General features: G+C 73.6%; 20 protein-coding genes and 1 pseudogene. 12 read left to right on the top strand and 9 right to left on the bottom strand.

Annotated elements, in window-relative coordinates; all coding sequences use genetic code 11:
* Positions 1 to 179 precede the first annotated feature (179 nt).
* Positions 180 to 1,121, top strand: coding sequence for a threonine/serine dehydratase (locus AB0C69_RS05885; RefSeq protein WP_360350293.1), 942 nt, complete (start codon positions 180 to 182; stop codon positions 1,119 to 1,121).
* A 22-nt stretch (positions 1,122 to 1,143) separates the two neighbouring features.
* On the opposite strand, the gene AB0C69_RS05880 is transcribed toward AB0C69_RS05885, so the two are convergent.
* Positions 1,144 to 2,472, bottom strand: a complete 1,329-nt coding sequence (locus AB0C69_RS05880) for a serine hydrolase domain-containing protein (protein WP_360350290.1) — start codon at positions 2,470 to 2,472, stop codon at positions 1,144 to 1,146.
* Positions 2,473 to 2,725: 253 nt separating this feature from the next.
* Between AB0C69_RS05880 and AB0C69_RS05875 the strand changes: the two genes are divergently transcribed.
* Positions 2,726 to 3,166 carry an Hsp20/alpha crystallin family protein gene (locus AB0C69_RS05875; RefSeq protein WP_345173340.1) on the top strand — a complete coding sequence of 147 codons (441 nt, stop codon included), beginning with the start codon at positions 2,726 to 2,728 and terminating at the stop codon, positions 3,164 to 3,166.
* Between the two features lie 115 nt (positions 3,167 to 3,281).
* Positions 3,282 to 3,602: a MerR family transcriptional regulator gene (locus AB0C69_RS05870; RefSeq protein WP_345173339.1), complete on the top strand. Its 321-nt coding sequence runs from the start codon at positions 3,282 to 3,284 to the stop codon at positions 3,600 to 3,602.
* Positions 3,603 to 3,659: 57 nt separating this feature from the next.
* On the opposite strand, the pseudogene AB0C69_RS05865 reads toward AB0C69_RS05870, so the two are convergent.
* Positions 3,660 to 4,562 (bottom strand): annotated as a pseudogene (locus AB0C69_RS05865) (RNA polymerase sigma factor); the annotation flags it as partial.
* Positions 4,563 to 4,757: 195 nt separating this feature from the next.
* Here AB0C69_RS05865 and AB0C69_RS05860 point away from each other — a divergent pair.
* Entirely contained in the window at positions 4,758 to 5,405 is a 648-nt protein-coding gene (locus AB0C69_RS05860) for a TetR family transcriptional regulator (protein ID WP_360350286.1), read from the top strand.
* On the opposite strand, the gene AB0C69_RS05855 is transcribed toward AB0C69_RS05860, so the two are convergent.
* Positions 5,402 to 8,782 (bottom strand): pyruvate carboxylase, encoded by a 3,381-nt coding sequence (locus tag AB0C69_RS05855; RefSeq protein WP_360350283.1) that lies wholly within the window; start codon positions 8,780 to 8,782, stop codon positions 5,402 to 5,404. The genes AB0C69_RS05860 and AB0C69_RS05855 overlap by 4 nt on opposite strands.
* Before the next feature lie 332 nt (positions 8,783 to 9,114).
* On the opposite strand from AB0C69_RS05855, the gene AB0C69_RS05850 reads away from it, so the two are divergent.
* Positions 9,115 to 9,297, top strand: a complete 183-nt coding sequence (locus AB0C69_RS05850) for a hypothetical protein (RefSeq protein WP_345173334.1) — start codon at positions 9,115 to 9,117, stop codon at positions 9,295 to 9,297.
* A 72-nt stretch (positions 9,298 to 9,369) separates the two neighbouring features.
* Here the strand turns inward: AB0C69_RS05850 and AB0C69_RS05845 are convergent, their stop codons facing one another.
* Positions 9,370 to 10,008, bottom strand: a complete 639-nt coding sequence (locus tag AB0C69_RS05845; RefSeq protein WP_360350279.1) for a helix-turn-helix domain-containing protein — start codon at positions 10,006 to 10,008, stop codon at positions 9,370 to 9,372.
* A 155-nt stretch (positions 10,009 to 10,163) separates the two neighbouring features.
* On the opposite strand from AB0C69_RS05845, the gene AB0C69_RS05840 reads away from it, so the two are divergent.
* Entirely contained in the window at positions 10,164 to 11,906 is a 1,743-nt protein-coding gene (locus AB0C69_RS05840; RefSeq protein ID WP_360350276.1) for a serine/threonine-protein kinase, read from the top strand.
* Between the two features lie 117 nt (positions 11,907 to 12,023).
* Here the strand turns inward: AB0C69_RS05840 and AB0C69_RS05835 are convergent, their stop codons facing one another.
* Together AB0C69_RS05835 and AB0C69_RS05830 are read right to left on the bottom strand one after the other, a co-directional pair.
* Complete coding sequence (locus AB0C69_RS05835; protein WP_185035161.1) at positions 12,024 to 12,275, bottom strand: DUF397 domain-containing protein; 252 nt, start codon at positions 12,273 to 12,275, stop codon at positions 12,024 to 12,026.
* On the bottom strand, positions 12,275 to 13,141 hold the full coding sequence (locus AB0C69_RS05830) for a helix-turn-helix transcriptional regulator (RefSeq protein WP_179844140.1): 867 nt from the start codon (positions 13,139 to 13,141) through the stop codon (positions 12,275 to 12,277). Before AB0C69_RS05830 ends, AB0C69_RS05835 begins: the two co-directional genes overlap by 1 nt.
* A gap of 226 nt (positions 13,142 to 13,367) precedes the next feature.
* Here AB0C69_RS05830 and AB0C69_RS05825 point away from each other — a divergent pair, with 226 nt between their 5' ends.
* The 6 genes from AB0C69_RS05825 to AB0C69_RS05800 all read left to right on the top strand — a co-directional run bounded on the left by AB0C69_RS05825 (position 13,368) and on the right by AB0C69_RS05800 (position 20,812).
* On the top strand, positions 13,368 to 13,985 hold the full coding sequence (locus AB0C69_RS05825) for an ATP-binding protein (RefSeq protein ID WP_360350271.1): 618 nt from the start codon (positions 13,368 to 13,370) through the stop codon (positions 13,983 to 13,985).
* Between the two features lie 119 nt (positions 13,986 to 14,104).
* Positions 14,105 to 14,458, top strand: a complete 354-nt coding sequence (locus tag AB0C69_RS05820) for an anti-sigma factor antagonist (protein ID WP_353833104.1) — start codon at positions 14,105 to 14,107, stop codon at positions 14,456 to 14,458.
* A 219-nt stretch (positions 14,459 to 14,677) separates the two neighbouring features.
* Complete coding sequence (locus AB0C69_RS05815; protein WP_360350267.1) at positions 14,678 to 15,934, top strand: pitrilysin family protein; 1,257 nt, start codon at positions 14,678 to 14,680, stop codon at positions 15,932 to 15,934.
* Positions 15,931 to 17,295, top strand: coding sequence for a pitrilysin family protein (locus AB0C69_RS05810; protein ID WP_345173325.1), 1,365 nt, complete (start codon positions 15,931 to 15,933; stop codon positions 17,293 to 17,295). Before AB0C69_RS05815 ends, AB0C69_RS05810 begins: the two co-directional genes overlap by 4 nt.
* Positions 17,296 to 17,794: 499 nt before the next feature.
* Positions 17,795 to 19,393 (top strand): sporulation protein, encoded by a 1,599-nt coding sequence (locus tag AB0C69_RS05805; RefSeq protein WP_360350263.1) that lies wholly within the window; start codon positions 17,795 to 17,797, stop codon positions 19,391 to 19,393.
* Positions 19,394 to 19,930: 537 nt separating this feature from the next.
* Positions 19,931 to 20,812, top strand: coding sequence for a hypothetical protein (locus tag AB0C69_RS05800; protein WP_360350260.1), 882 nt, complete (start codon positions 19,931 to 19,933; stop codon positions 20,810 to 20,812).
* Here AB0C69_RS05800 and AB0C69_RS05795 read toward each other — a convergent pair whose 3' ends face one another.
* The 3 genes from AB0C69_RS05795 to AB0C69_RS05785 all read right to left on the bottom strand — a co-directional run bounded on the left by AB0C69_RS05795 (position 20,813) and on the right by AB0C69_RS05785 (position 25,484).
* Positions 20,813 to 22,045 (bottom strand): hypothetical protein, encoded by a 1,233-nt coding sequence (locus tag AB0C69_RS05795; protein WP_360350257.1) that lies wholly within the window; start codon positions 22,043 to 22,045, stop codon positions 20,813 to 20,815. It abuts the gene before it with no gap.
* Between the two features lie 38 nt (positions 22,046 to 22,083).
* On the bottom strand, positions 22,084 to 22,956 hold the full coding sequence (locus tag AB0C69_RS05790; RefSeq protein WP_360350254.1) for a hypothetical protein: 873 nt from the start codon (positions 22,954 to 22,956) through the stop codon (positions 22,084 to 22,086).
* Between the two features lie 125 nt (positions 22,957 to 23,081).
* A complete protein-coding gene (locus AB0C69_RS05785; RefSeq protein WP_360350296.1) occupies positions 23,082 to 25,484 on the bottom strand; it encodes a SpoIIE family protein phosphatase in 2,403 nt (800 codons plus the stop codon).
* Between the last annotated feature and the right edge of the window lie 98 nt (positions 25,485 to 25,582).

The raw sequence follows: 25,582 nt of genomic DNA, 5'->3' as shown, positions 1-25,582 counted from the left end.
GTGGCGGGACCGTGGCGGCGCGGGCTCCCGGAGGCGCGAAGCGCAGCGGCGGAGCGGAGGACCCCGGTCAGCAGCCCCTACCGGGAGGCTTGGGGGGTGCTTGTCAGGGGGGCGGGTGGCGTGATCGGGTGTCATGTCCCAAACTGGCGTTGGGTGCTGATGACGCGGAGGGGAAACCGGTGATCGATCGCTCGCACGTCCAGGCCGCCGCGGAGCGTGTCGCGGGACATGTCCGCCGCACGCCGATGGTCGAGGTCGAGCCGGGGCCGCTCGCGCCCGCCGCGCGGATGTGGCTGAAGCTCGAACTGACGCAGCACACGGGGTCGTTCAAGGCGCGCGGTGCGTTCAACCACATCCTGGCGGCGCGGGAGGAGGGGCGGCTTCCCGAGACGGGGGTCGTCGCGGCCTCAGGCGGGAACGCCGGGCTGGCCTTCGCGCACGCGGCGGCGCGGGCGGGCGTCCCGGCCGAAGTGTACGTGCCGGAGACGGCGCCCGCGGTGAAGGTCGCGCGGCTGCGGGCCCTCGGCGCCGCGGTCGTGCAGGTGGGCACCCGGTACGCCGAGGCGCAGGACGCCGCGACCAAGCGCGCCGCCGACACCGGCGCGCTGTTCTGCCACGCCTACGACCTGCCGGAGGTGTGCGCGGGCCAGGGCACGCTCGGCCTGGAGGTGCTGGAGCAGACCGGCGGCGAGGTCGACACGGTCCTGCTGGCGGTCGGCGGCGGAGGGCTGATGGCGGGCGTCGCCGCCGCGCTCGAAGGGCGGGCGCGCGTCGTCGGCGTCGAGCCCGCGACGATCCCCACCCTCGAACGCGCCCTGCACGCCGGACGCCCCGTGGACGTGGAGGTGTCGGGGATCGCCGCCGACTCCCTCGGCGCTACCCGGGCCGGCGAGATCGCGTTCGCGGTCGCCTCCCGTACTGGGGTGCGTCCCGTCCTGGTCACCGACGAGGCGATCATCGAGGCCCGCCGGTTCGTGTGGCAGGAGTACCGCCTGGTCGTCGAGCACGGCACGGCCGCCGCCGTGGCCGCGCTGCGCGGCGGCGCCTACCGGCCGTCCCCCGGGGAGCGCGTCGTGGTCGTGCTGTGCGGCGCCAACACCGACCCGTCCGACCTGGCCTGAGCCTCCGGCGACCGGCCGCGTCTCACCCGGCGGCGCGCAGGGCCTGGAGCGGCAGCAGCCGCACCTGCGCGGCGGGACGGACCGTGCCGGTCGCGGGGCGGCTGCCGCACAGGGCCTCCACCACGTGCGCGGCCAGCGCGTTGTCGATCGGGTGCGGGACGGGCGTGCCGCCGGCGCTGAGCTGCTGGTACTTCATCAGGTTGAAGGCCAGCGAGATCTGCCGCTCGCCTCCGGCGGAGGACAGGGACTGGGTCCCGGCGCCGAAGACCGCGCCGTCGTGGCCCCAGAACGTCCCGCACGGTAGGTCGAGGGAGTAGAGCCCGAGGCCGTAGTTCATCAGGACGTTGCCGTCCGCGTCCTTCACCGGGATGGTCCGCCGCATCTGCGCCAGAGCGTCCGGCCCGATGAGGTCGCCGGTGAGGAGCCTGCGGTAGAAGCGGTTGAGGTCGTCCATGGTGGAGACGAGCGCGCCCGCCGTCCAGGCCCAGCTCATGTCGAAGGTGCTGTAGTCGCGGGGCGGCGTCACGTGCTGGTACAGCGACTCGTACATCCGCGGGTGCGGGCCCGCGATCCAGGGCGAGGACGGGAAGTAGGTGTGCTTCAGCCCGGCCTTGCGGATGACGTTCCGGGTGATGTACTCCTCCGCCCTGGTCCCGGTCACCTTCTCCAGGAGTCTCCCGGCGATGACGTAGTTGGTGTTGGAGTACGACCAGCGCTCGCCCGGCTCTCCCGTGCGCGGCGCCCGCAGCCCCCAGGCAATGAGCTGCTCGGGCGGGACGTCCCGGAACCGGTACTCGTCGAGACTGTCGGCCGAGAGCTCCCGCAGCGAGGGGAACGCCGGGGCGACGTAGTCGCCGATGCCGCTGGTGTGGTCGAGCAGCATCCGCACGGTCGTCTGCTCGCCGGGGCGTCCCGGGATGAGGCCGGGCAGGTAGCGGCCAACCGGGGCGTCGAGGTCGACGCGGCCCCGCTCGACCTGCTGGAGGATCGCGGTGGCGACGAACGACTTGGTGATGCTGCCGACCCGCTGGCGCATGCCCGGGGTGACCCGGCGCCCCGTGCGCACGTCCGCGACGCCGGCCGCGCCGTCCCACGCCGTGCGGCCGTCCCGGACCTCGGAGAACAGCCCGTACATCCCGGCGTCGTGCGTGGCGTCCAGGGTGGCCCGGAGCTTGGCGGGATCGAACGGGACGGTGGGCGGCTGCGCCGTGGCGATCACCGACGGGCCCACGTCCGGCCCGGCCGCCGTCGCCGCGACCTGGGCCGTCGCCAACGTCAGAACGAGCGCCGCACCCGCGGCCGCTCCCCTGGCGACGCCGCGCCTCGCCAGCCGTCCCAGCCCTCTGGCCATCATCCCCGTCTTTCCGCGCCGACCGCGCCCCCGAGGGGGCTTTTCTAGATCATCCACTCTCTCATCCCGAGGGTGGAAGCGGTCCCAGAGCCACCAAAACGGGTCGCTCACGACACCCGGGACTGGACGGCCGCGACGCCGGGGCTTGACATCGGCTTCCCGGTTTCCTATAACTGGAGTTGCAAGTTTCCTCTTGTACGAGGAACAGGTAATCGGCGCACGCCAGGCGCCGAGGTCTTCGGAGGTGATGTCCGTGTTGCTGACGTCGATCGACCCGTTCGTGCAGGAGTTCGAGCGTCAGTTCGACCGCGCGGTCCGCCAGGCGGCCGGCCAGGGCAACGGCGCCGCCATGGCGATGGACGGCGTCCGCCGCGCCGACGACGTCGTCCTGCGGTTCGATCTGCCGGGGGTCGACCCCGGCTCCATCGAGGTGACCGTCGACCGCGGCGTGCTCTCGGTGACCGCGCGGCGCGAGGAGGAGTTCGGCGAGGAGGAGCGCGTCTTCGTCCGCGAGCGCACCATGGGCTCCTTCACCCGCCGGGTCTACCTGTCGGAGCACCTGGACGCCGAGGCGATCGAGGCCGCCTACGAGAACGGCGTCCTCGCCGTCCGCATCCCGGTGCTGGAGCGGGCGCGGCCGCGGAAGGTGGCCGTCCAGCAGTCCGGCGCCGGCCAGAAGGCGATCAGGAGCTGACGCGCGACGTCCGGGCGGCCCCGGCCGGCGCGGCTCGTCGAAGGCCGTGCCGACCGGGGCCGCCCGCATCGTCCGGCGGTTCGCCGGTACCGCGACGGCGCCGAGGAGGCCCCCCATGAACCTGCCGTTCGACGACGAGCACGCCGCGCTGTTCACGGTGGGACAGGTGGCGCAGATGCTGGACGTCCAGCAGGCGTTCCTGCGCCGCATCGACGACCACCGGGTCGTCTCCCCCCAGCGCTCGACCGGCGGCCAGCGCCGCTACAGCCGCCACGAGATCGGCCGCATCCAGGAGGTCGTGTCGATGATGGGCGAGGGCATGACGCTGCCCGCCATCCGGCGCATCTTCGAACTCCAGCACGAGGTCGCCGAACTCACCCGGGAGCGCGACGAACTCGCCCGGCGGCTCGCCGGAGGCCGCGACTCCACGGCCTGACGCCCGGGCGGGCGCGCGGGCGCCGCGGACCTCCCCGGCGCCGGCCCGGCCGGCGGCTCAGCCGAGCAGGTCCGCGAGGGTCTCGCGGCGGGAGGGGTGGCGCAGCTTGTGCATGCCCTTGGACTCGATCTGCCGGATGCGCTCGCGCGTCACCCCGTAGACCTTGCCGACCTCCTCCAGGGTCTTCGGCTCGCCGCCCGACAGCCCGAACCGCAGCGAGATCACGCCGGCCTCGCGCTCGGTGAGGGTCTCCAGGACGGCGTCGAGGCGCCCGCGCAGCATCGAGGTCGCCACGACGTCGGCGGGGTCGCCGCCCTCGGGGTCCTCGATGACGTCGGCGAGCTCGCCGTCGCCGTCCTCGCCGAGCGGGGTGTGCAGGGACAGCGGCTCGCGGGCCTGCCGCCGCAGCCACTCGACCTTCTCGGGCGTGACGTCGAGCTCGACGGCCAGTTCCTGCGAGGTCGGCTCGCGGCCGAGGTCCTGCATCATCCGCCGCCGGACCCGCGTCATCCGGTTGAGCACCTCGACGACGTGCACGGGGATGCGGATGGTGCGGCTCTGGTCGGCCAGCGCGCGGCTGATCGCCTGCTTGATCCACCAGACGGCGTAGGTGGAGAACTTCAGGCCGCGGCGGTACTCGAACTTCTCCACGGCGCGGATCAGGCCGAGGTTGCCCTCCTGCACGAGGTCGTTCAACGGGAGGCCGTGGCCCATGTAGCGCTTGGCGAGCGACACGACGAGGCGCAGGTTGGCCTCGACCATGTGCTCCTTGGCGCGGACGCCGTCGGCGGCGATCCACTCCAGGTCCTGCTTGTCCTGGAGGCTCAGTTCGTCGCCCAGGGTCATGAGGCGCTCTCGGGCGAACAGGCCGGCCTCGATGCGCTTGGCCAGGTCGACCTCCTGCTCGGCGGTGAGCAGCGCGGTGCGCCCGATGCGGGACAGGTAGTCCTTCATCGGGTCGACGAGGTTCACGGTGGAGCGGGGGGATGCGCTCGGCGCGTGGCTGGCGTTCAGGGCTGTGTCCTTTGCTCGTCCGGCGGCCGGGAGGGAACGGTCACCCGATCTCGGTACCCGTCAGGCTCGCGAGCCAAACTTAGATCCGACCTAAGCTTATGTCGGGAACGAACTTAGGTCGGATTATGAGAGGATGGCGGCATGGGACTGCGGGAGATGAAGAAGCAGCAGACGCGCCAGAGCATTTCGAACCACGCGACCCGCCTGTTCCTGCGGCACGGCTTCGACCGGGTGACCATCGCCGACGTCGCGGCGGCGGCCCAGGTGGCGAAGATGACCGTCACCAACTACTTCCCCCGCAAGGAGGACCTGGCGCTCGACCTGCACGAGGTGTTCGTGGCCTCCCTGGCGCGCACGGTCGCCGAGCGGGCGCCGGGCGAGTCCGCGCTGGCCGCGTTGCGCCGGGGGTTCCTGGAGGCCGTCCGGCGGCAGGACGCCGTGATCGGCTTCTCCGGTCCCCCGTTCGCCCGGATGGTCGCCGAGAGCCCGGCGCTGGTGGCGCGGCTCCGCGAGTTCCACGAGGAACGGGAGGAGGCCCTCGCCGCCGTCCTCGCCGAGGAGACCGGCGCGGGCCCGGACGACGTCCTGCCCCGCCTCGTCGCCGCGCAGCTCGGCGGCGTCCACCGCGTCCTGTTCCAGGAGGCCCTGCGCCGCAACGTGCGCGGCGAGACCCGCGGGGAGATCGAGGCGGCCCTCGCGGAGTCCGCGAAGACCGCCTTCGACCTGCTCGAACCGTCCCTGGGGAGCTATGCGACGCGTCCGGCCCCCGGAGGACGGAAGGCGCCCTAGGCGCCGTCCTGGATGACCAGGAGGAGGTCGCCGGCCTGGACGGGCGTCGCCTCCGGGACGGCCAGCCGGGCGACGGCGCCCGCGACCGGGGCGGTGATGGCGGCCTCCATCTTCATGGCCTCGATGGTGGCGACCACGTCTCCCGCGGCGACCTCGTCGCCCTTGGCCACCCGCAGCGTCACCGAGCCGTCGAACGGGGCGGCGACGTGGCCGGGCTCGGCGGGGTCGGCCCTCTCGACCGGCGGCGCGTCGGACTTGACGGACTTGTCACGGACGGAGAGTGTCCGGAGCTGGCCGTTCACCGAGCAGATGACCTGCCGGACCCCGGCCTCGTCGACGTCGCCCACGGCCTCCAGCCCGGCCAGGACGCGGACGCCGGGTTCGAGGTCGAACGCCACCTCGTGCCCCGCCCGGAGCCCGTAGAGGAACGGGCCGGTCGGCAGGACGGAGAGGTCCCCGTAGGCGGCGCGGGCTTCGCGGTACTCCTTCGCAGGGCCAGGGAAGAGCAGGCGGTCGAGCGTGTCGCGAACGTCTGGGCCGGCCAGAGCCTTCTCTTCGGCGCCGTCCAGTTCGGCCCGGGCGGGCGTGTACCGGCGTCCTGCGAGGGCCTTGGTGCGGAACGGCTCGGGCCAGCCGCCGGGCGGATCGCCCAGTTCGCCGTTCAGGAACCCGATGACGCTGTCCGGGATGTCGTAGCGGTCCGGGTTCTCGGCGAAGTCGTCCGGGTCGGCGCCCGCCGCGACGAGGTGCAGGGCCAGGTCGCCGACGACCTTGCTGGACGGGGTGACCTTCACGAGCCGCCCGAGGATGGCGTCGGCGGCAGCGTAGAGGCGCTCGATCTCCTCGAAGCGGTCGCCCAGGCCGAGGGCGACGGCCTGCTGCCGCAGGTTGGACAGCTGCCCGCCCGGGATCTCGTGCCCGTAGACGCGCCCGGTCGGCGAGGGAAGCCCCATCTCGAACGGCGCGTAGAGCTTCCGGACGGCCTCCCAGTACGGCTCCATGGCGGTGAGCGCGTCCAGATCGAGGCCGGTGGCGTGCTCGGTGAAGTCGGTCGCGGCCACGATCGCCTGGAGCGGCGGCTGGCTCGTGGTGCCCGAGAGCGGCGCGGCGGCGCCGTCGACGGCGTCGACGCCCGCCTCGATGGCGGCGATGTAGGTGCCGATCTGCCCGCCGGCCGTGTCGTGGGTGTGCAGGTGGACGGGCAGGTCGAACCGCTCGCGGAGGGCCCTGACGAGGGTGCGCGCGGCGGGCGCCCTGAGCAGGCCGGCCATGTCCTTGACGCAGAGGATGTGGACTCCCGCGTTGACGAGTTCCTCCGCCAGCCGCAGGTAGTAGTCGAGCGTGTAGAGCCGTTCGTCCGGGCAGGACAGGTCGCCGGTGTAGCAGAGCGTGCCTTCCACAAGCGCGTGGGTCTGGAGGGCCGCGTCGATGGCCGGGCGCATGCGGTCCACGTCGTTCAGGGCGTCGAACACACGGAAGATGTCGACTCCCGTACTGGCCGCCTCCTTGACGAAGGCCCGAGCCACCGAATCGGGATACGGCGTGTAGCCGACGGTGTTGCGGCCACGCAGAAGCATCTGGATGCACAGGTTGGGCGCCGCCTCGCGGATCGCGGCCAGCCTGTCCCAGGGCGACTCGCCCAGGAAGCGGAGCGCGACGTCGTACGTTGCCCCGCCCCACGCCTCGATCGAGAGAAGCTGCGGCGTCATCCGAGCGAGATAGGGCGCGGCAGACAGCAGGTCATAGGTACGTACTCGCGTAGCGAGGAGCGACTGGTGCGCATCGCGGAACGTCGTGTCGGTGACGGCCAAGGCGTCCTGGTTCCGTAGCTGCTCGGCGAACGCGCGCGCGCCGAGCGCCAGCAACCGGTCACGCGACCCCTCGGGGAAGGGCCCGTCGAGGTCGAGCGGCGGCAGCTTCGTCGCCGGATCCAGGTCGGTGGGGGCTTCACCGTGCGGCTTGTTGACCGTGACGTCCGCCAGGTAGCGGACGAGCCGCGTCGCGCGGTCGCCGCTGGAACGGGCCGTGAGCAGCTCGGGGTGGTCGGCGATGTAGGACGTGGTGACGCCGCCCGCACGGAAGTCGGGCTCGTCCAGCAGCGCCTGCAGGAACGGGATGTTGGACGCGACGCCCCTGATGCGGAACTCGGCGACCGCCCGGCGCGCCCGTCGCACCGCGTCCTCGAACGTCCGGCCTCGGCACGTCAGCTTCACCAGCAGCGAGTCGAAGTGCGGCGACACGATCGCGCCCCCGTAGGCCGTTCCCGTGTCGAGCCGCACGCCGGCGCCGCCCGGGGACCGGTACGCCGAGATCTTCCCCGTGTCGGGACGGAACCCGTTCGCCGGGTCCTCGGTCGTGATGCGGCACTGCACGGCGAATCCGCTCACGCCGACCTCGTGCTGCGCGATGCCGAGGTCGGCCAGCGTCTCGCCGCCCGCGATGCGCAGCTGGCTCTGCACCAGGTCGACGCCCGTGACCTCTTCGGTGACGGTGTGCTCGACCTGGATGCGGGGGTTCATCTCGATGAAGACGTGCTCGCCGCGGTCGTCCACGAGGAACTCGACGGTCCCCGCGTTCTCGTACCCGATCTCCCGGGCGAAGCGGACCGCGTCGTCGCAGAGCCGCCGGGTGGTCTCCGGGTCCAGCCCGGGGGCGGGCGCGATCTCGACGACCTTCTGGTGGCGCCGCTGCACCGAGCAGTCGCGCTCGCGCAGGTGGACGATGTGCCCGGCCGCGTCCGCGAGGACCTGCACCTCGATGTGGCGCGGGCGGTCCACCGCCTGCTCCAGGAACACCGTCGGGTCGCCGAACGCGCTCTCGGCCTCGCGGCGCGCCGTGTCCACGGCGGCCTCCAGGTCCTCGCGGTGGTCGACGCGGCGCAGCCCGCGCCCGCCGCCGCCCGACGCGGCCTTCACGAACAGCGGGAACCCGACCTCGTCGGCCGCCTCCAGCTCCCGTCCCGGCTCCGGCGTCGCCGAGCGCAGCACCGGCAGGCCCGCGCGGCGCGCCGCCGCGACCGCCTCGATCTTGTTGCCCGCCAGGCTCAGCACCCGCGACGGCGGGCCGACGAATTTGATCCCGTTGCGCTCGCACGCCGCCGCCAGCTCGGGGCTCTCCGACAGGAACCCGTAGCCCGGGTAGACGGCGTCGGCGCCGACCCGCAGCGCCGTCTCCACGATCCCGTCCACGTCCAGGTAGGCGCGGACCGGGTGGCCGTGCTCCCCGATCTCGTACGCCTCGTCCGCCTTCTGCCGGTGCAGGGACAGGCGGTCCTCGTGCGCGTACACGGCGACGCTGGCGATGCCGAGTTCGTACGCCGCGCGGAAGGCGCGCACGGCGATCTCGCCACGGTTGGCGACGAGCAGCTTACTGATCACGTGTGTCTCCCAGGAGTGGCTCGGGGCGCGTCCGGCCGCGCCCGACGGCCTCCTGGGCTCCACGCTGAGCCGCTCATGGCGGGACGAACCCGCGGGCGAACCGGATCCTGGGATACCTACCCAGTCGAGCGGTCCGGACGGCCCCGCACGGCAACGAGAACAAAGGGACAGATGGTACGAGACGTGAAAACAGGGGAATCTTTCCCCTGAATCCGGTCGTCGCGAAACGGAACGATCACTCGGAATAGCCGGAAGGATCTTGCGGTTGCAACGACCGTGCGCGATCCCGCCGGCCGGGCCGCACCCATGTCAGCGACCTACGGAGGTGAACCGTGCCCAGCAGCATCCCCCGCACCCGTTCCACCAGCGAGCGCAAACGCGTGAGAACCACGTCGCTGCGCGCCCTCGCGGTCGCCGCGCAGCTGGAACGCAACCATGCCCAGGAGGGTCCACCGGGCAACGCGGAGGGCCGGGCGGAGACCCGCCGCCGGCGGCGGACACCCGACCCGGCCTGACACCCCGCGCCCGGCCGCACCTCCGGGCAGGCATGGGAAAGCCCCCGCATCCGCGGGGGCTTTCGCGTTCCGCTAGGCGCGGGCCATGTCGAAGAACCTGTGGACGGTGGCCCGGGTGCGTTCCCTGCCGACGCTCTCCACCATCGCGGTGAGGTGCTCCGCGCCGAGGACGGCCAGGAGCGCGTGCGCGACGGCCTCACCGTCCGGAACGGCGTCACCGCGCTGGTCGAGCAGGATCGTCAGGTGCCGGTGCCAGAAACCGTAGGCGCCGATCCGGTACCGGGCCCCCGGCGAAGCGGTCTCGGACATGCGCACCAGCGACAGATGGTCGAGCACGTAGCCCAGGTAGGCGTCGGCGAAGGCGTGCAGACGCTCGGACGGCGCCACGACCGCGCCGTCCTCCCCAGGGCCCAGCGGAGGCGGGCCGGACAGGATCGCGTCCTGGAGCGCGCGTTCGCGTTCGTTCAGCAGCGCCACGGCGAGGCCCGCCTTGTCGCCGAAGCGGCGGAACAGCGTGCCCTTGCCGACGCCCGCCTCGGCGGCGACGGCGTCCATCGACACCGCCTCCACCCCGTGCCGGGCGAACAGCGCGGCGGCGGCGTCCAGCACCTTCACGCGGTTGCGGGCGGCGTCGGCGCGCTCCTTGGGCGGCGGGGTCCGCATCAGTTCCAGATCCACGCGCCTCGCGCCGGCCGGGCGACGGTCCATCATCGCCTCCTCCCCTGACGGTACAACCGGACTATAGTCCTATTAAGTGGCCGCGGCCACCACGGCTTGATCACCCGCTTTGCCGAGCGCATACCATCGTTGGCCATAGTCTTGCGGAACGATCGCGGGACGATGCGGATCAACGGGGAGCGAGTGGTGTGACCGACAGGACGATGCCGGACGCCCATCCACTGGAGTCGGGGGACCCGGTCGAGCTGGGCGGATACGAGATCCTGGGCCGCCTAGGCGAGGGCGGGCAGGGGGCGGTCTTCCTGGGGCGCCCGCGGGGCGGGGCCGGGGCCGTCCGCGCCGACGACCACGTCGCGATCAAGCTCCTGCACGGCAGGCTCGCGGGGGACGAGTCCGCCCGCGCCCGGTTCGTCCGCGAACTGGAGGTCGCCAAGCGCGTCGCGCGCTTCTGCACCGCGCAGGTCCTGGACGCCGACGTGGCGGGCGACCAGCCCTACATCGTCAGCGAGTACGTGCCCGGCCTGTCGCTCTTCCACGTCGTGCGGACGGAAGGCCCGCGCAAGGGCGGCGCGCTGGAGCGGCTGGCGGTGGGCACGCTCACCGCCCTCACGGCGATCCACCAGGCCGGCATCGTGCACCGCGACTTCAAACCGCGCAACGTCATGATGGGCCCGGACGGCCCGCGCGTCATCGACTTCGGCGTGGCGCGCGCGCTGGGCGCGGCCGGCGAGACGCAGAACGTCGGCACTCCCGCCTACATGGCCCCGGAGCACTTCACCGGCGACCAGGTCGGCCCGGCGGCCGACATGTTCGCCTGGGGCACGACCATGGCGTTCGCCGCGACGGGACGTCCCGCGTTCGGCAACGACGAGATGGCCTCGGTCATGAAGCGGATCCTGACGGGCGAACCGGATCTGGGCGACCTCCCGAGCCCGATGCGCGAACTCGTCCTCGCGTGCCTGGCCAAGGACTCCGCGCAGCGCCCGACCGCCCGCGAGGCCCAGGAGCGGCTGCTCGGCGCGACCAGCGGAGCGTCCGAGGCCGTCCCGCCCGTCGTGACCGTCCCGCCCGCCGCGGCCCTCCCTGCGCCGCCTCCCGAGCACGTGACGGACCCGTCCGGCGTCCCCGAAGGGACGGCCCCGCAGCCGCGACCGTACGCCGATGCGACGCCTCCCCCGGAGGGTTACGGCCAGGGGGCGCTCGGAATGCCGCCACCGAGCCTTCCTGCGCCGCCCAACGGCCATGAGCCGGACGGCAGAGGACGCGGACGCCTCGCCATACCGATCGCCGCGGCCGTGGCGGTGGCGCTGGTCATCGCGGGCGGCGCCGCGTGGGCCGCGACGAGGCCGAGCGGCGACAAGGAACGGCCCGTCTCGGCGTCCGACGAGAACCACGGCGTGGGGGGCGACTCCGGCTCCGCGAACGGCGCGGCCGGCGGCCCCCAGAGCCCGACGGCGACGAAACCAGGGCAGCCGAAGCCCGGAAAGAGCGGGAACCCCGCGAACCCCACCGCGTCCCCGAAACCGGGTTCGCCGCAGCGGCCCGGCGGCTCGACCCCTACGAGAGGCACCGGCGGGGGCACTTCGACGCCGCCCAAGGAACCACCCAACAAGTACACGCCGCAGTCCGCGTGCAACAACGGCGGCAAGGGCACCGGGTACTACGTGCTGCGCTCCATGGGGGTGTCCGGCGGCGTCGCCTACCTGCTCTACAGCAACTCGACCAAGTACAACTGCGCCGTCACCATCAAGACGAAGCACGTCGGCACGAAGTCGCCCGTCTCCGCCTGGGTCCAGAAGAAGGGCGGAGGCGCCGTCAGCGACAGCGGCTCGTTCGCCTGGTACGCGGGACCGGTGTACGTGAGCGCGCCCGGGGTGTGCGTCCGCTTCGGCGGCAACGGCAGTACCGCCCCCTACGGAAACTGCGGCTGACCGAGGTATCCGGGGCCGGAATGAACAAGGCCACCCTCGCGCCTGGGGTGGCCTGTGTCTCCTGCGGAGGTCGGGTCGACGTTCGGGTGCACCGGTGCCGACCCGGCCGCTGCTGGATCAGTTACGGGAGGCGATGAGATGGTCGAAGTCGCCGTCCTTGGCTCCAAGGATGAGCGCTTCTATCTCGGGGCGGGTGTAGATGAGGGCCGGGCCCTCGGGATGGCGGGAGTTGCGCATCGCGACCTGCCCGTCGGGCAGTTCGGCGATTTCCACACAGTTCCCCTGGGAGTTGCTTCGCCGGGACTTCAGCCATCGTGCTCCGAGGAGCTCGGCGGCCGGCATCCCGTTGTCGTAATCGGTCTGGAGCATCATGTCTCTCTGAGAAGATCACCGAGAAGCTCGACGGTGCGCTCCGGGGTCGCACTGTCGACACACAGGCGTTCCATCGCCTGCAGGTAGGTGTCGACGTCGTCGCGCTTGTCCAGGTACATCGCGCCGGTGAGGTTCTCGACGTAAACCACGTCCGGCAGATCCTGCTCGGGAAAACGCAGGATCGTGAAGGCGCCCCCCTCGGCCGCGTGACCTCCGAACCTGAACGGCATGATCTGGATGGTGACGTTGGGCAGCTTCGACATCTCGATGAGGTGCTCGAACTGGCCCCGCATCACCTCCGGCCCGCCGATGGGACGCCGCAGCGCCCCCTCGTCCACCACGGCCCACAGGCGCGGGGCTTCCGCTCCCGTGAGGCGTTCCTGACGCTGCAGGCGCAGCTCCACGCGCTGGTCGATCTCGTGTTCGGCGGCCCCGGCGTTGCCCAGGCGAATCACCGCGCGCGCATACCCCTCCGACTGCAGCAGTCCCGGGACGAACTGCAGTTCATATGTGCGGATCAACGCCGCCGACTCCTCCAGGCCCACATAGGTCTGGAACCAGCCGGGCAACACGTCGTTGTACCGGTGCCACCAACCGGGGGTGTTGGCCTCCCGCGCAAGCTGTAGCAGCGCCTCGCGTTCCGTCTTGTCGCCGACGCCGTACAACGTGAGCAGGTCGTCCACGTCTCGTTCTTTGAAGCTGACCCTGCCGAGCTCAAGACGGCTGATCTTCGACTCCGACGCGCGGATGACGTAGCCGGCGTCCTGACGGGTCACGCCCTTCTGCTCACGCAGACGGCGAAGCTGCGACCCGAGCAGGATCCGACGAACCGTCGACCCGCTTCCCGGCGTCTCTGGAGTCACGCCCAACCTCCCGGCTATTCGGCGGACAGCGAACCTAGTGTGCCACTGGCCTCAGCGTCCCGCGGTTACCTCCGATCTCCCGCATGCGATCCGCGTCGCCCCACACCCTCGCGATGCGGATGCACGTGCATTGGGCCTTGCATTCGCACGCTACGATGCGCAGGATAACGCACGAGACTTCCGAGCCACGGCTGCACAACGAGATCACTCTGCGGGGTCCGGTGGAATGACGTCACGCCACGCGCACGACGACACGCGGTGGGAGCTCGGCCCTCTCGCGGGGCCGGACGACCCACGGGCCCAGGCTGGGCGCTCGACGCCCGTCCCGGAGGCGTTCGACCTGCCTCCGCGCCTGGACAAGGCCGTCACGGCGCTGACGGAACTGCGGGGGTCCACGGTCTCGTTCACCGTCGAGCCCGATCCGGAGTCGGTCACCGAGGCCCGGCACTTCGCGATCTCCCGGCTGGCCGAGTGGAACATGGCCGAGCTCGCCGACGACGTCGGCCTCGTCGTCTCCGAACTCGTCACGAACGCGCTGCGGCACAGCGGGAAGACGGCCGGCGGGCGGCCGGGCGACGACGTGCACCGCGAGGGCGTGTACGGCGACCCGGCCGACCCGCTCGGCTCCGCGCCGTCGGCCATCCGGCTGCGCCTCGGGCACGAGGGGCCGTGGCTGCTCTGCGGGATCATTGACGCGAGCCGGACCGCGCCCCGCCGCAAGGAGCCCGACTACATCGCCGAGACCGGCCGCGGCCTGCACCTCGTCGAGTCGTTCAGCGTCCGGTGGGGCTGGCGCGCCCTCGCCCGCGGCAAGGTCGTCTGGGCCCTGTTCCGGTCCTCCTGAGCGACGCGTCCGGAACAACGGGCGTAACAACGCGCGACCGGGGTAACAATTGAGTTCCCCCGACGAGGCCCTAGAACTCCTCCAGGGTTGGACGAGGCGTGGGGCAGAGAGGAGCACCGGTGGACTTCGCCGTCGAGCATCGCGTCGAGAAGGGCCTCACGGTCGTCAAGATCAGCGGTGAGATCGACGTCTTCACCAGCCCCCGCCTGCGCGAGGCCCTGCTAGAGATCATCGACAACGGCGGCGCGCACCTGGTCATCGACCTCGGCGAGGTGACGTTCCTCGACTCCACGGGACTCGGCGTCCTCGTCGGGATCTACCACCGGCTGCGGGCGCGGGACGGCTCGATGTCGTTCATGGGCGTCAACGACAGGGTGCGGCGGGTGTTCCACGTCACCCAGCTCACCAAGATCTTCGTCCTGCACCGGTCGCTGGAGGACGCGATCGCGGCCCACGAGTCCGCGGCGCCCTGAGCCCCGGCGCTCCCTGCCCCCTCGCCACCCGTCCCCCGCCTCCCGTCCTGCTCCGGCCGCGCTCGCGCCTTTTCCGTGGCGCCGGTTATCCACAGTTTCCGTCGGCGCTCCCCGCGCCGGGCGCACCCGGTACGGTGAGACCGAGATCAAGCCCGCCGCCTGGGACGCCTCCCGGCGCGCGCGGTGCTGTCCGGCCCATCGAACGGACGGGAGCGCTCCGTGGCAGAACAGCCGCTGCATGAGCACACGCTCGGCAATGGCCTGCGCGTGGTGGTCTGCGAAGACCACGTCGTACCACTGGCCGCCGTGAACATCTGGTACGGGGTGGGCTCGCGGCACGAGCGGGCCGGCCGCACCGGCCTCGCGCACCTCTTCGAGCACCTGATGTTCCAGGGCTCCGCGAACGTGGCCGAGGGCGAGCACGCCGCCCTGCTGGAGAGCGCCGGCGCCGCGTTCAACGCCAGCACGTCCTTCGAGCGCACGAACTACTACGAGACGGTGCCGGTCAGCCACCTGGAGCTCGCGCTCTGGCTGGAGGCCGACCGCATGGGCACCCTCCCCGCCGCGCTGACCCAGGCCAACCTCGACAACCAGCGCGACGTGGTGAAGAACGAGCGGCGCCAGCGCTACGACAACCAGCCCTACGGCACGGCCTTCGAGCGCCTGTGCGCGCTGACGTTCCCCGATGGGCACCCCTACGCGCACACCCCGATCGGCTCCATGGAAGACCTGGACGCCACCACCCTCGACGACTGCACCGACTTCTTCGCCACCTGGTACGCGCCGGGCAACGCCGTCCTGTCCGTCGTGGGCGACGTCGACCCGGAGAAGACGCTGGAGGCGGTCGAGCGCTACTTCGGCGGCCTGCCGGCCGGCCCGCGGCAGCCCGCCGCGCGCCCCGGCGCCCTCGGGCCGCTGACCGGCGTCCGCGGCGAGACCCTCGACGAGGAGGTCCCCTCCCCCGCCTACTTCGCGATGTTCACGCTCCCCACCGACGGCGGCGACGACATCGAGGCCGCCGAGCTCGCGGTCGAGATCCTCGGCGGCGGCTCCGGCTCCCGCCTCTACGACCGGATGGTGCGGCGCGACCAGATCGCCACCGAGGTGTGGGCCGGGGTCACGCGGCTCGCGTCCGGCCCGTCCCTGGCGATCGTGGACGCCGTCGGCCCGGAGCCCGAGAAGATCGCGGCCGTGCTGGACGAGGAGCTCGAACGGTTCGCCGCGCACGGCCCGGACGCCGACGAGACCGCCCGCGCCACCGCCCAGGCCGAGCGCGGCTTCCTGGAGCAGACCGAGACGGTGACGGGCCTGGCGAACGCGCTGTCGCAGAACGCGACGCAGTTCGGCGACCCGGCCCGGGTCTTCACCGCCCCCGGCCGCGCCGCCGCGGTCACCGGGGACGCGATCAAGGAGATGGCGGGCCGCTGGCTGGCCCCGGGCGCCCGCACCGCCCTGACCTACGGAGGCACCTCGTGAGCAGCGGCCTTGCACTGCAGCCCCGTCCCGTCCCCGGGCCCGTCCCGGCCTGGGCGTTCCCGTCCGGCACCGCGGGCCGCGTCCCGGCCGGCCCCGCGACGCTGCGCTGCGACCTGCCCGGCCGCCGGCTCGCCGCCGTCCGCCTCGTCCTGCACGCGGGGGCGGGCCGCGAGCCGTCCGGTCTCGACGGCGTCGCGACGCTGGCCTCCCGCGCCCTGCTGGAGGGCACCGAGCCCGGCGGCGGCACCGCGCTGACCGCCGCGTTCGAGCGGCTCGGCGCCAGCCTCTACGCGCACGCCGACCTGACCGCCCTGCGCATCGCGCTGGACGTCCCGACCACGCGGCTCGGCGCCGCCCTTGAGCTGTTCTCCTCGGTGGTGCGCCGCCCGGCCCTCGACGACGCCGACGTGCGGCGCCTCGTCCGCGAGCGCCTGGAGGAGATCGCGCAGGAGGACGCCGACCCCGGCACGCGCGCCATGCGCGAGCTGCGCGCCGTCCTCTTCCCGGAGCAGGCCCGCGCCTCCCGCCCGACCGGCGGCACCCCCGAGTCCGTCGGCGCGCTGCAGGGATCGCACGTCCGCGACTTCTACGGCTCCGTGGTCCCCGCCGAGGCGACCGCCGTGGTCGCGGGCGACCTCGCCGGGACCGACGCCGACAGCGCCCTCGCCGCCGCCCTGGAAGGCTGGGCGGGCTCCGCCGCACCGCTGCCCACCGCCGACCGGGTCATGCCCGAGTCCGCCGCCCGCATCGTCGTGGTCGACCGCCCCGGCTCCGTGCAGACCTACCTCAGCTTCGGCCACGGCGTCCCCGACCGCTCCCACCACGACTGGCCGTCCCTGATGGTCGCGTCGCACGTCCTGGGCGGCGGTCTCACGTCCCGCCTCAACGCCGTCCTGCGCGAGGAGAAGGGCTACACCTACGGCATGCGCGCCGGCCTGCTCCGCATGCGGCACTGCGGACTGTTCATCGCCCAGGGCGCCGTCCACACCGAGGTCACCGCCGACGCGGTCGCCGACGCCCTCACCGAACTGCGCGGCATCGTGTCGCGCGGCATCGACGCCGAGGAGCACGGCTCGTCCGTCCGCGCCCTGGCCGACCGCGCCCCCGCCGAGTACGAGACGGCCCGCGCCGTGGCCGCCGAGCTGGCCGACGTGTCCGCCAACGGCCTGGGCGCCGACTACCCGAGCGCCTACCTGGCCGCGGTCCGCGCCTCCACCCCCGACGGCGTCGCCCGCGCCTACCGCAAGCACATCGACCCCGAAGCCCTCACGGTCATCGCCGTAGGCGACGCCGCCCAGATCCGCGAGCCCCTCGAAAAGCTCGCCTACGCCCCCGTGACCGTCACCAAGAAGGAGACCTGACCCCCGCGTCAGGCGCGTCCTAACTCAAGGGGCCCCAGCGCCCAACACCCGCCACCGCGCCCCCAACCGCCCCCGCGCCGGTCACATACAGACATCCACACCACACGTGCCCCCCGGCGCGCGAAGCGCCACCCCGCGCTCCGCGCCCCGGGGCCACGCGGGATACCCCGCCGGTAACGCCCCAAGGCAGCTCCAACCCCGCCCCCACCTCCCAGCGCGCCGCTACCCCCAGGTGCCACCCCCCAGCGACCCCCCAGACACCACCACCCACCGGGCGCGGGGAATGGACGCGGCGTCGGTGGCGGCGGGGTGCTGGGGTGGAGCGGTGGGGTTGGCCGTGAAAGTCCGTCGAAGCTGGGTGGAAATTGGGGGTTTGGTCCGGACGGGGTGAACCGGTGGCATGGTGGAGGGGGTCTAAGTTTCTGGTGCGCGCGGCCCCGGGTCGCGCGGGTGGTGGGCGCGGGGCGGGTCGCCTCGCGGTGGGAGAGGGGAACGGCCGGTGTCCTACGGGCAGATGGCGGGCGGTGGACCGTCCGTCGACACGATCCTTGCTGAGCCGAACTGCAAACCCGGCGGGGTCGTGGCGGGCAAGGTGCACCTGCGCGGCGGCGCCGGGCCCGCGGAGATCCGGCAGGTGACGCTGGCGCTGATGCCGCGCATGCGGCACCACGGCGGCGAGACCGCGGGCCCCGAGGTGTACCGCGGCGCCCTGACCCGCGGATTCCGGCTCGACGCCGGGGGGCAGCGCGACCTGGCGTTCTCCATCCCGCTGCCGTACGAGCTGCCGTTCACGACCGTCCTCGGCCACGAGCTTCCGGGCTTCACCATCGGGATGTGCACCGAGATCGACGTCGCCGGGCAGCCCGACCCGGGCGACATCGACCCGATCTCGGTGGAGCCGCTGGAGTCCCAGCAGTGGGTCCTCGCCTCGATCGCCCAGCTCGGCTTCCAGATCACGAACGTGACGTTCGAGTCGTCGAAGCTGCGGGGCGTGTCCCAGCAGCTGCCGTTCCACCAGGAGATCCACCTCAACCCGCCGCCGTCGCACCAGGGGCGGATCGAGAAGGTCGGGCTGAGCTTCGTCGCCAGCCCGCGCGCCATGGCCTTCGTCCTGCGCGCCGAGGATCGCGACACCCCGCAGGACGAGTCGTTCGGCGTCTTCACGGTGCCGCACGCCGAGGCCGCGGAGACCGACTGGAACGCCAAGATCGGTCAGTGGCTGGAGGCCGCGGCGGCGCTGCCCCGGTCGTCCCGCCCCGGCCCGGCGTCCCATGGCGCACCGCCGCCTCCCGGGCAGGCGCCGCTGCCGCCGCCCGGCGGCCACTCGGGGTTCCCGCCGCCACCGCCGCAGGGCGCGGCTCCTTACGGCGGGCCGGGTGAGTACGGGTCGCACGGCAACGCCCAGTTCCCGCCTCCCGCACCGGCGCCCGGCCGGCAGCAGCAACCCGCGCCGTTGGCCGCCCAGGGGTACCCGCCGAACCCCTCCGGCATGCCCCCGGCGCCCGGGCAGGGCTTCCCGCCGCCCCCGCCTGGTTCTGGGATGCCGTCGCACGGAGCTCCCCCCGCACCCCCGCACGGGATGCCGTCGCACGGAGCTCCGCCTCCCGCACCTCCGCATGGGATGCCGTCGCACGGGGCGCCCCCGCCCACGCCGCCGTACGCTCCCGCCGCTCATGCCGGCCCGCCCCCGCCCGCACCGCCGGGGCCCCCGCCGTACTCGCCCCACGGCCACCCGCCTCCGGCGCACGTCCATCACGCCCCGCCCGGCTACCACGGGCACGGGCACCGCCACCTCGGCCACGGCGCCGCCGCGGCCGGTCTGGTGGGCGGCGTCGCGGCGGCGGGGGTCGTGGGCGGCGTGGCCATGGGCGCCATGGACGCGGCCGGGTACGCGCAGAACGTCGCGGGCTACGTGGGCGGCGCCCCCGTGGACGCCTTCGGCAACGCGCTCGCCGGGTACGCGGGCAATGTCGCCGGCAACGTGATCGCGGACGCGGCCGGCGGCATCGCCGGAGACATCGCAGGCGACGTGGCCGGCGAACTCGCAGGCGGCGCCGCCGAAATCCTCGGCGGCCTCCTTGGCGGCCTCTTCGGCTGACCACCGGGCTTAACGGAATGGGGCGACGAGGCCACGGAAAGGCGTCGTCGCCCCCGCACCTTCCGGGAAGGCACTCCTCCAGCCGACCCGGCTCCGAAGGGGCTGGGTGGTGTCTCCGGCCAACCGCTCGGGCATCCGCCGGGGGGGCGCGGCTGGCCGGGTTGGGCGGCGCGCCGGCCGTCTCTCGGAGGACTGCTGGGCCGGCTCTTCGCTGACCTGCGGATATTTGTAGACGGGCGGTCGCGTGGGGCTTCCCGGAGCTTTCTGGGTGGCTTCTCTGGCTTTTCCCGTGAGCAGCCGCAGGTCAACGTGATTGGTGGGTCGGGGAGCGTGGCTTTCGTTTCCCGGAGGCTTCGGGATTCTCGGGGCCCGTGGGTGCGGGGCTTTTCCGAGGGGTGTGGGGATGATCTCGGGGATAGCCGGAGGGACGGTGGGTAAAGGAAAGTAGGGCGTTTCGGACGGGATCCGCTGCGCACTCGGCCAATCCGGCCGGGGGTGGTTATCGTCGTGAGCGCAGCCCGCTTCCCGAGGAGTCACATGACCACCGTGATCCTGGTTCTGCTCTGCCTCGCGATCGCCGGACGCGAGCTCTACCTGGCGTCCGACAAGCGGCTTCCGCAAGCCCAGGCGGAGCTGCGCAATCTGCGCAAACAGCTGAACGAGCTCGCGCGGGACCACGACGTGCTCAAGCGGGTGGTCGACGAGGCGACCGAGCCGGTCGGCATTCCCATCCCGCCGCCGCAGGCCGAGGGGCCGCCGTCCGAGGTCGCGGAGAGGCTGGAGACCGTCACCGGACGGGTGGAGCGGCTGGAGAAGCAGTTCGGCGACCTGTCGGACGAGCTGGCGGGCCTCGACCTCGACCGCGACTCCCACCGCGCGCTGGCGCGGACGCTCGACGCGGTGGAGCAGGACGTCCAGGAGCTGCACCGCGAGATGCTCGACCGGCTCGACCGGGAGGAGGGCGTGGTCACCGGGGCGCTGCTGAGCGAGGAGGGGGAGGGCGAGGCGCTGCTCGCGGAGGCGTACGAGCAGTGCGCCGCCGAGTGCGGGCTGCGCATCCGGCTCCGCGACCAGCGGTCGGAGCAGGCCACCGGCACCTACTGGGGCACCGTGTACCAGATGTCCGGGCGGCGCCCCGACGTCCTCGCCGAAGACCTGTTCTCGTACGTGCGCGGCCTCTACGACCCGAAGGACGCGGCCGCGGTGACCGTGCTGCTCACCGAGCTGGCGTCGCTGCGGGGCGGCGGCGTCGCGCGGTTCGGGTCGTTCGTCGCGGTCAGCACGCAGAGCGCGGTGCTGTGCGGCGTGCTGCCGGACGAGGGAACGCCGCCGACCGAGCCGTGGCGGCTCGTCGAGCACATCCGCGAGCTGCCCGCCGACCGGCAGCGCGACCTCACCTGGCTGCGTTCGGACGACTGATCAGGGGCGGACGAAGCGGGGGGCGCCGTCCGCCCGGTCCACGCTGAACGCCAGCAGGCACCGCGGGACGCGGGCCGCGTCGATCTGGAGGCACAGGCCGAGCCCGAGGTCCGGGTCGACGACCACGACGCGCCGCAGGGCACGGAGGGCACGGCGTGCCCGGACGCGCGTCTCCGGGCGTCCCTCCTCGCGGACCGTGCCGGCGACCACCCGGCCGACGTAGCGCCAGAGCGCCACCGAGTCCAGCACGCGCACGCCCGCCGACGTCAGGTTCGCGACGATCACGACGCCGCTGTCGTCGTCCTCGGAGGCGGACGGGGCCCGCAGCGCCCCCTCCCCCGGCAGGTCGCGCGGCGCCTGCGGCCCGCCGACCGCCCGGTGGTAGCGCAGCGGGTCGAGCGTGTCGATGACGAACGCCCCCGCGTACGGGCGGGACGCGCGGGACGGGCGCGCGAGTCCGTGCATCGGCGCCCGCGCCGCCCGCACGCCGAGGCGGGCGCTGAGGTCGAGCACGATCCCCGCGTCGTCCAGCCACGCCGGGACCCCGAGCTTGGCCGCGGACGTGCGGTCGAGGGCGTCCATTGTCTGCCACAGCTCGTCGGTCCGGCGGGACAGCGTCGAGGCCATGCCCAGACCGGGGAACGCGCTCTCCAGCACGGCCAGGGTGGCCTGCCATGTGGTGCTGCCCACGAACTCCGCGACGAACGCGTCCGCCATCGCCTTGCGCCGCTCGGGGTCGGCCATGGGGCCGGGCCGCTGCGCGGGCGCCCACTGCTGGACCGGGATGTCTGGCACGGTCACCGGAGGCGGTTCGGCCGCCAGGCCCTTCCCCGGCAGGAACGGATCGTCGTCACTTCGCGCGTGCCGGCCCGTGGAGGCAGGGCCGGGCTCCGAGGGCGTCCAGGGCTCGCCCGGCGACGCTTCGCCGAGGCCGAGGTCGAGGTCGCGCACCGCCCAGAGCGGCTCCTCCTGGGACGCCGGTGGCTCGGCGGGCGGGGCCGGGGGCGGCACCGGGGCGTGGGGGGTCCAGGGCTCCTCGGGTTCCGTCGGCGGCTGGACGGGGACCCAGTCGGACGGCGGCTCCTCCGGCGCCGGTTCCGGGGCGGTTCCCTTGCCCGCCACGTGGACGTCCTCGGGGTAGGGGCCCGGACGGGGGCCGGTCTCGGGTCCGGTCTCCTCGGGGCCGGGGTCTTCGGGCTGTGGGGTGCGACGGTCACGCGGGCCGAATCTCACGTGTCGATCCTGCGCTGAGATCAAGGCCGTAGGCAAGCTCATCGGGCTCCGAAGAGCGTGGCGCACAGGGACCGGAGGCGGTCGGGGCCGTCCTCGGCGGGCAGCACGGTGAGGACGGGGTCCGGGGACGGGTCGTGGCGCAGCCGCACGGAGACCTCGCGCCGCATCGGCTCGTCGGCGCCCTGAGCGGCGGCGATGTCCTGGAGGCCGACGGAGACGACCTCGGGGATCTCGACGACGAGGGGCTGCTCGCCGGCGGGCAGCTCGTCGAGCCAGAGGTCCAGGACGTGGTGGGCGAGACCGTTCAGCAGGCGCCCCCAGGGCTCGACGAGGCCCGGCGGGACGTGCTCGGTCTGCAGTTCGGGGAGGCCGAACCTGGCGAGTCCCCTGGTGGTGATGTAGGAGCCGTCACGGCCGAGCGTGTGCGGGAGGAGCATCCAGTCGGTGAGCCGGACGGCGCCGCCGGGCCCCGGGAGGGAGCGGAAGAGCCGGTCGTGCGCGAGGACCTGCGGGGTGAACACGTCGATCACCGGGGCGGACGCGGCCGCGCCGACGGCGCCCGCGACGGCGCGTGCCGCCCATTCGTGGGCGGGCGGCCGCCCCGGCCGGTACGCGGCGCGGACGGCGAGGACGTGCGGCGCGGCGGCGACCGCCTCGACGTCGGACGGGGAGCCGCCGTACGCGGCGAGCAGGTCGGCGGGCAGCGGCGGGAAGCCCTCCGCGGGGCGCTGGTCGAGGGTGAGCATGGGGCTGCCGAGCATGCCGAGGACGAGGTCGCGCAGCGGCGGCTCGGTGCGCCGCAGCAGCTGCGCGCGGGCCAGGGCCGCCGGGTCGCGGATCGGCTCGGTGAGCGCCACGGCGTAGGTGCCGTAGAGCGTCTCGGGGACGGGCAGTGTCAGCGTCTCACCCAACTCATCTCCCGGCGGCCTCGGCGAACGGCGACACTTCGATCAGAACGAAGCGGGCGCGGGAAAGTATCTGGCGCGAACGGGACAGTTACCTCACACGGCCGCGAGGCGCGCCCCCGACCCCGCCGTCAGCGCCGGGGGACGCGCTGCTCGAACCAGACGACCTTGCCTCCCTCGGTGCGGTGGGTGCCCCAGCGGGCGGCCAGGTGGCCGACGAGCTGGAGGCCGCGGCCCGACTCGTCGGTGGCGTCGGTGTGCCGCAGGTGCGGCATGTCGGCGCCGTCGTCGTGCACCTCGCAGAGCAGCGTGCGCCCCCTGATCAGGCGGAGCCCCACGGATCCGGCGCCGTGCACGAGGGCGTTGGTGACGAGCTCGCTGACGAGCAGCCGCGCGGTCTCGGCGAGTTCGTGCAGGCCCCAGCCGGCGAGCCTGGCGCCGACCTGCGCGCGGATCCACGGGACGCTGCCGGGCACGGCTTCGAGCTGCCAGGTGACGACGTCGTCGAGGGGGATGCCGTCGAACCCGACCGCGACGATGGCGATGTCGTCGGCGGGGGTGGGCCCGGCGAGCCGGTCGAGCAGGTCGTCGCAGGTGCCGTCGAGGTCGGCGGACGCCTCGGCGAGGCGGGCGCGCAGCTCCTCCAGGCCGGTGTCGAAATCACGGTCGCGGCGCTCCAGGAGGCCGTCGGTGCACAGCACGAGCCGGGACCCGTCCTCGACCTTGAACTCCACCGTCTCGAACGGCTCGCCGCCGACCCCGATGGGCACGCCCGGCGGGACGGGCAGCACGCGGCTCTCCCCGTCCGGCGTGACGAGGACCGGTGGGACGTGCCCGGCGCTGGCGACCGTGCAGCGCCGCTCGACGGGGTCGTAGACGGCGAGCAGGCAGGTGGCGAGGTAGTCCTCGCCGAGCCGGCGGGCGAGGCCGTCGAGCTGGCGCAGCAGCCGGTCGGGCCGCATGTCCTCGGCGGCCAGGGTGCGGACGGCGGTGCGCAGCTGGCCCATGATCGCGGCGGAGGTGAGGCCGTGCCCCATGACGTCGCCGACGACGATGCCGAGCCGGCAGCCGGGCAGCGGGATGGCGTCGAACCAGTCGCCGCCGACCTGGGCGGCCTGCTCGGCGGGCCGGTAGCGGTAGCGGACGCGGGCCCCGGCGACGTCAGGCGGGTCGTCGGGGAGCATGCTGCGCTGCAGCTCCTCGGCGACCTGGACCTCGCGCCGGTACAGCCGCCCGTTGTCGACGCAGAGCGCGGCGCGCCGGGCCAGCTCGTCGACCATGGCGAAGTCGAGCTCGTCGAACCCGTGCCGGTCGGGCTTGCGCAGCAGCATGAACGTGCCGAGCACCCGCCCCCGCGCGATCAGCGGGGCGACCAGCAGCGCCCGGCCGGTGAACAGGGGGCGCAGGTCGCGGTCCCCGAACGCGGCGGCGAGCCGGACGGCCCTGCCGTCGTCGACGCGGGCGATGTGCACGGGCCGCCCGGTCCGCATGGCCTGGACGAACGGGGTGCAGGACGGCACGGACAGCGGCTCGTCCTCGGGGACGGCCTCGTCCCAGCGTCCGGGCTCGTCGTTGTGGACGACGGCGACCCGGCGCATCGGCGTGGTCTCGTCGACCTCGCCGGCGGGCGGCGCGGAGTCGGCGACGACGCTTTCGAGCAGGTCGACGGCGGCGAGGTCGGCGAGCCGCGGCACGAGGACCTCGGCGAGGGTCCGGGCTGCCTGCAGGTGGTCGAGCGAGCTGCCGATCTGCTCGCCGGCCGCGCCGAGGTAGGCGAGCGGCTCCAGCGCGTGGGAGAGGTCGCGGCGGGCGCGCGGCGGCCGGGGCGGCGGGACGCGCGGCCCCGGCCGGGGCAGGGGGACGGTCGGCGCGGGGGGCGGGGCGGCGTCGGTCTGCGGGACGATGGGCAGCCGGATGGTCAGGCCCAGCGACACCGCCGGGCAGCCGAGGGCGAGGACCTGCGAGGCGATCGTTCCGAAGCCCGGGGGGTCGAGCGCGGGCAGCAGTTCGGCGAGGCGGTCGGCGAACGGGCCCGCGAACGGGTCGGGCCCGTCCGGGGAGGGGCCGGCGAGCGTGGGCTCGACCCGCAGCAGCCGGACGGCGGCCGGGCGGAGGGCGGCGCCGCCGGCGGGGCCGGGCGCGCCGGGCGGGGCGAGCAGGAGGTCGCCGACGGTGATGCCGATCCCGTCGCGGCGGAGCCTGCGCAGGTCGGCGGCCAGCGCCAGGACCCGGACGCCGTGGTCGCCCGGGGCCCCGTCGATGGGGTACACCCACCAGCCGATCTCGACGGGCTCCCCGTTGTCGGCCCGCCGCAGGGTGCAGGCGCCGCACCAGACGTGCCCGAAGGCCTCCGGCTCGAAGGCGCCGCGGTGCTCCCGCGGGAGCCGGAGGAGGTCGCCGGGCGGGCGGCCCATGGCCTGGCCGCGCGCGGCGCCGAACAGGTCGGCGGCGGTATCGTCCCAGTGGCTGATGCGGCCGCGGTCGTTCACCGTGACGGCCGTCATCCTCGTGACGCCCAGCAGATCCGCGATCACCAAGCGGTCCCCCTCCCCCGAGTGGAACGACGCGCGAAAGCCGTTGCGGCAACTCACGGTGAAAGCGAAGCTACATGCTGTGAGGGCGGTTCGCTCGG

It is taken from the genome of Actinomadura sp. NPDC048032 (assembly GCF_040653175.1).
Taxonomy (GTDB): Bacteria; Actinomycetota; Actinomycetes; order Streptosporangiales; family Streptosporangiaceae; genus Spirillospora; species Spirillospora verrucosospora.
The sequence above is the reverse complement of the archived record's forward strand: the minus strand, read 5'-3'. Positions and strand labels throughout refer to the sequence as shown.

Excerpts from the sequence above, each read along its gene's own strand:
- AB0C69_RS05880 (WP_360350290.1), bottom strand. The coding sequence starts at position 2,472 with ATGGCCAGAGGGCTGGGACGGCTGGCGAGGCGCGGCGTCGCCAGGGGA.
- AB0C69_RS05870 (WP_345173339.1), top strand. The coding sequence starts at position 3,282 with ATGAACCTGCCGTTCGACGACGAGCACGCCGCGCTGTTCACGGTGGGA.
- AB0C69_RS05860 (WP_360350286.1), top strand. The coding sequence starts at position 4,758 with ATGGGACTGCGGGAGATGAAGAAGCAGCAGACGCGCCAGAGCATTTCG.
- AB0C69_RS05845 (WP_360350279.1), bottom strand. The coding sequence starts at position 10,008 with ATGATGGACCGTCGCCCGGCCGGCGCGAGGCGCGTGGATCTGGAACTG.
- AB0C69_RS05835 (WP_185035161.1), bottom strand. The coding sequence starts at position 12,275 with ATGCTCCAGACCGATTACGACAACGGGATGCCGGCCGCCGAGCTCCTC.
- AB0C69_RS05825 (WP_360350271.1), top strand. The coding sequence starts at position 13,368 with ATGACGTCACGCCACGCGCACGACGACACGCGGTGGGAGCTCGGCCCT.
- AB0C69_RS05800 (WP_360350260.1), top strand. The coding sequence starts at position 19,931 with ATGACCACCGTGATCCTGGTTCTGCTCTGCCTCGCGATCGCCGGACGC.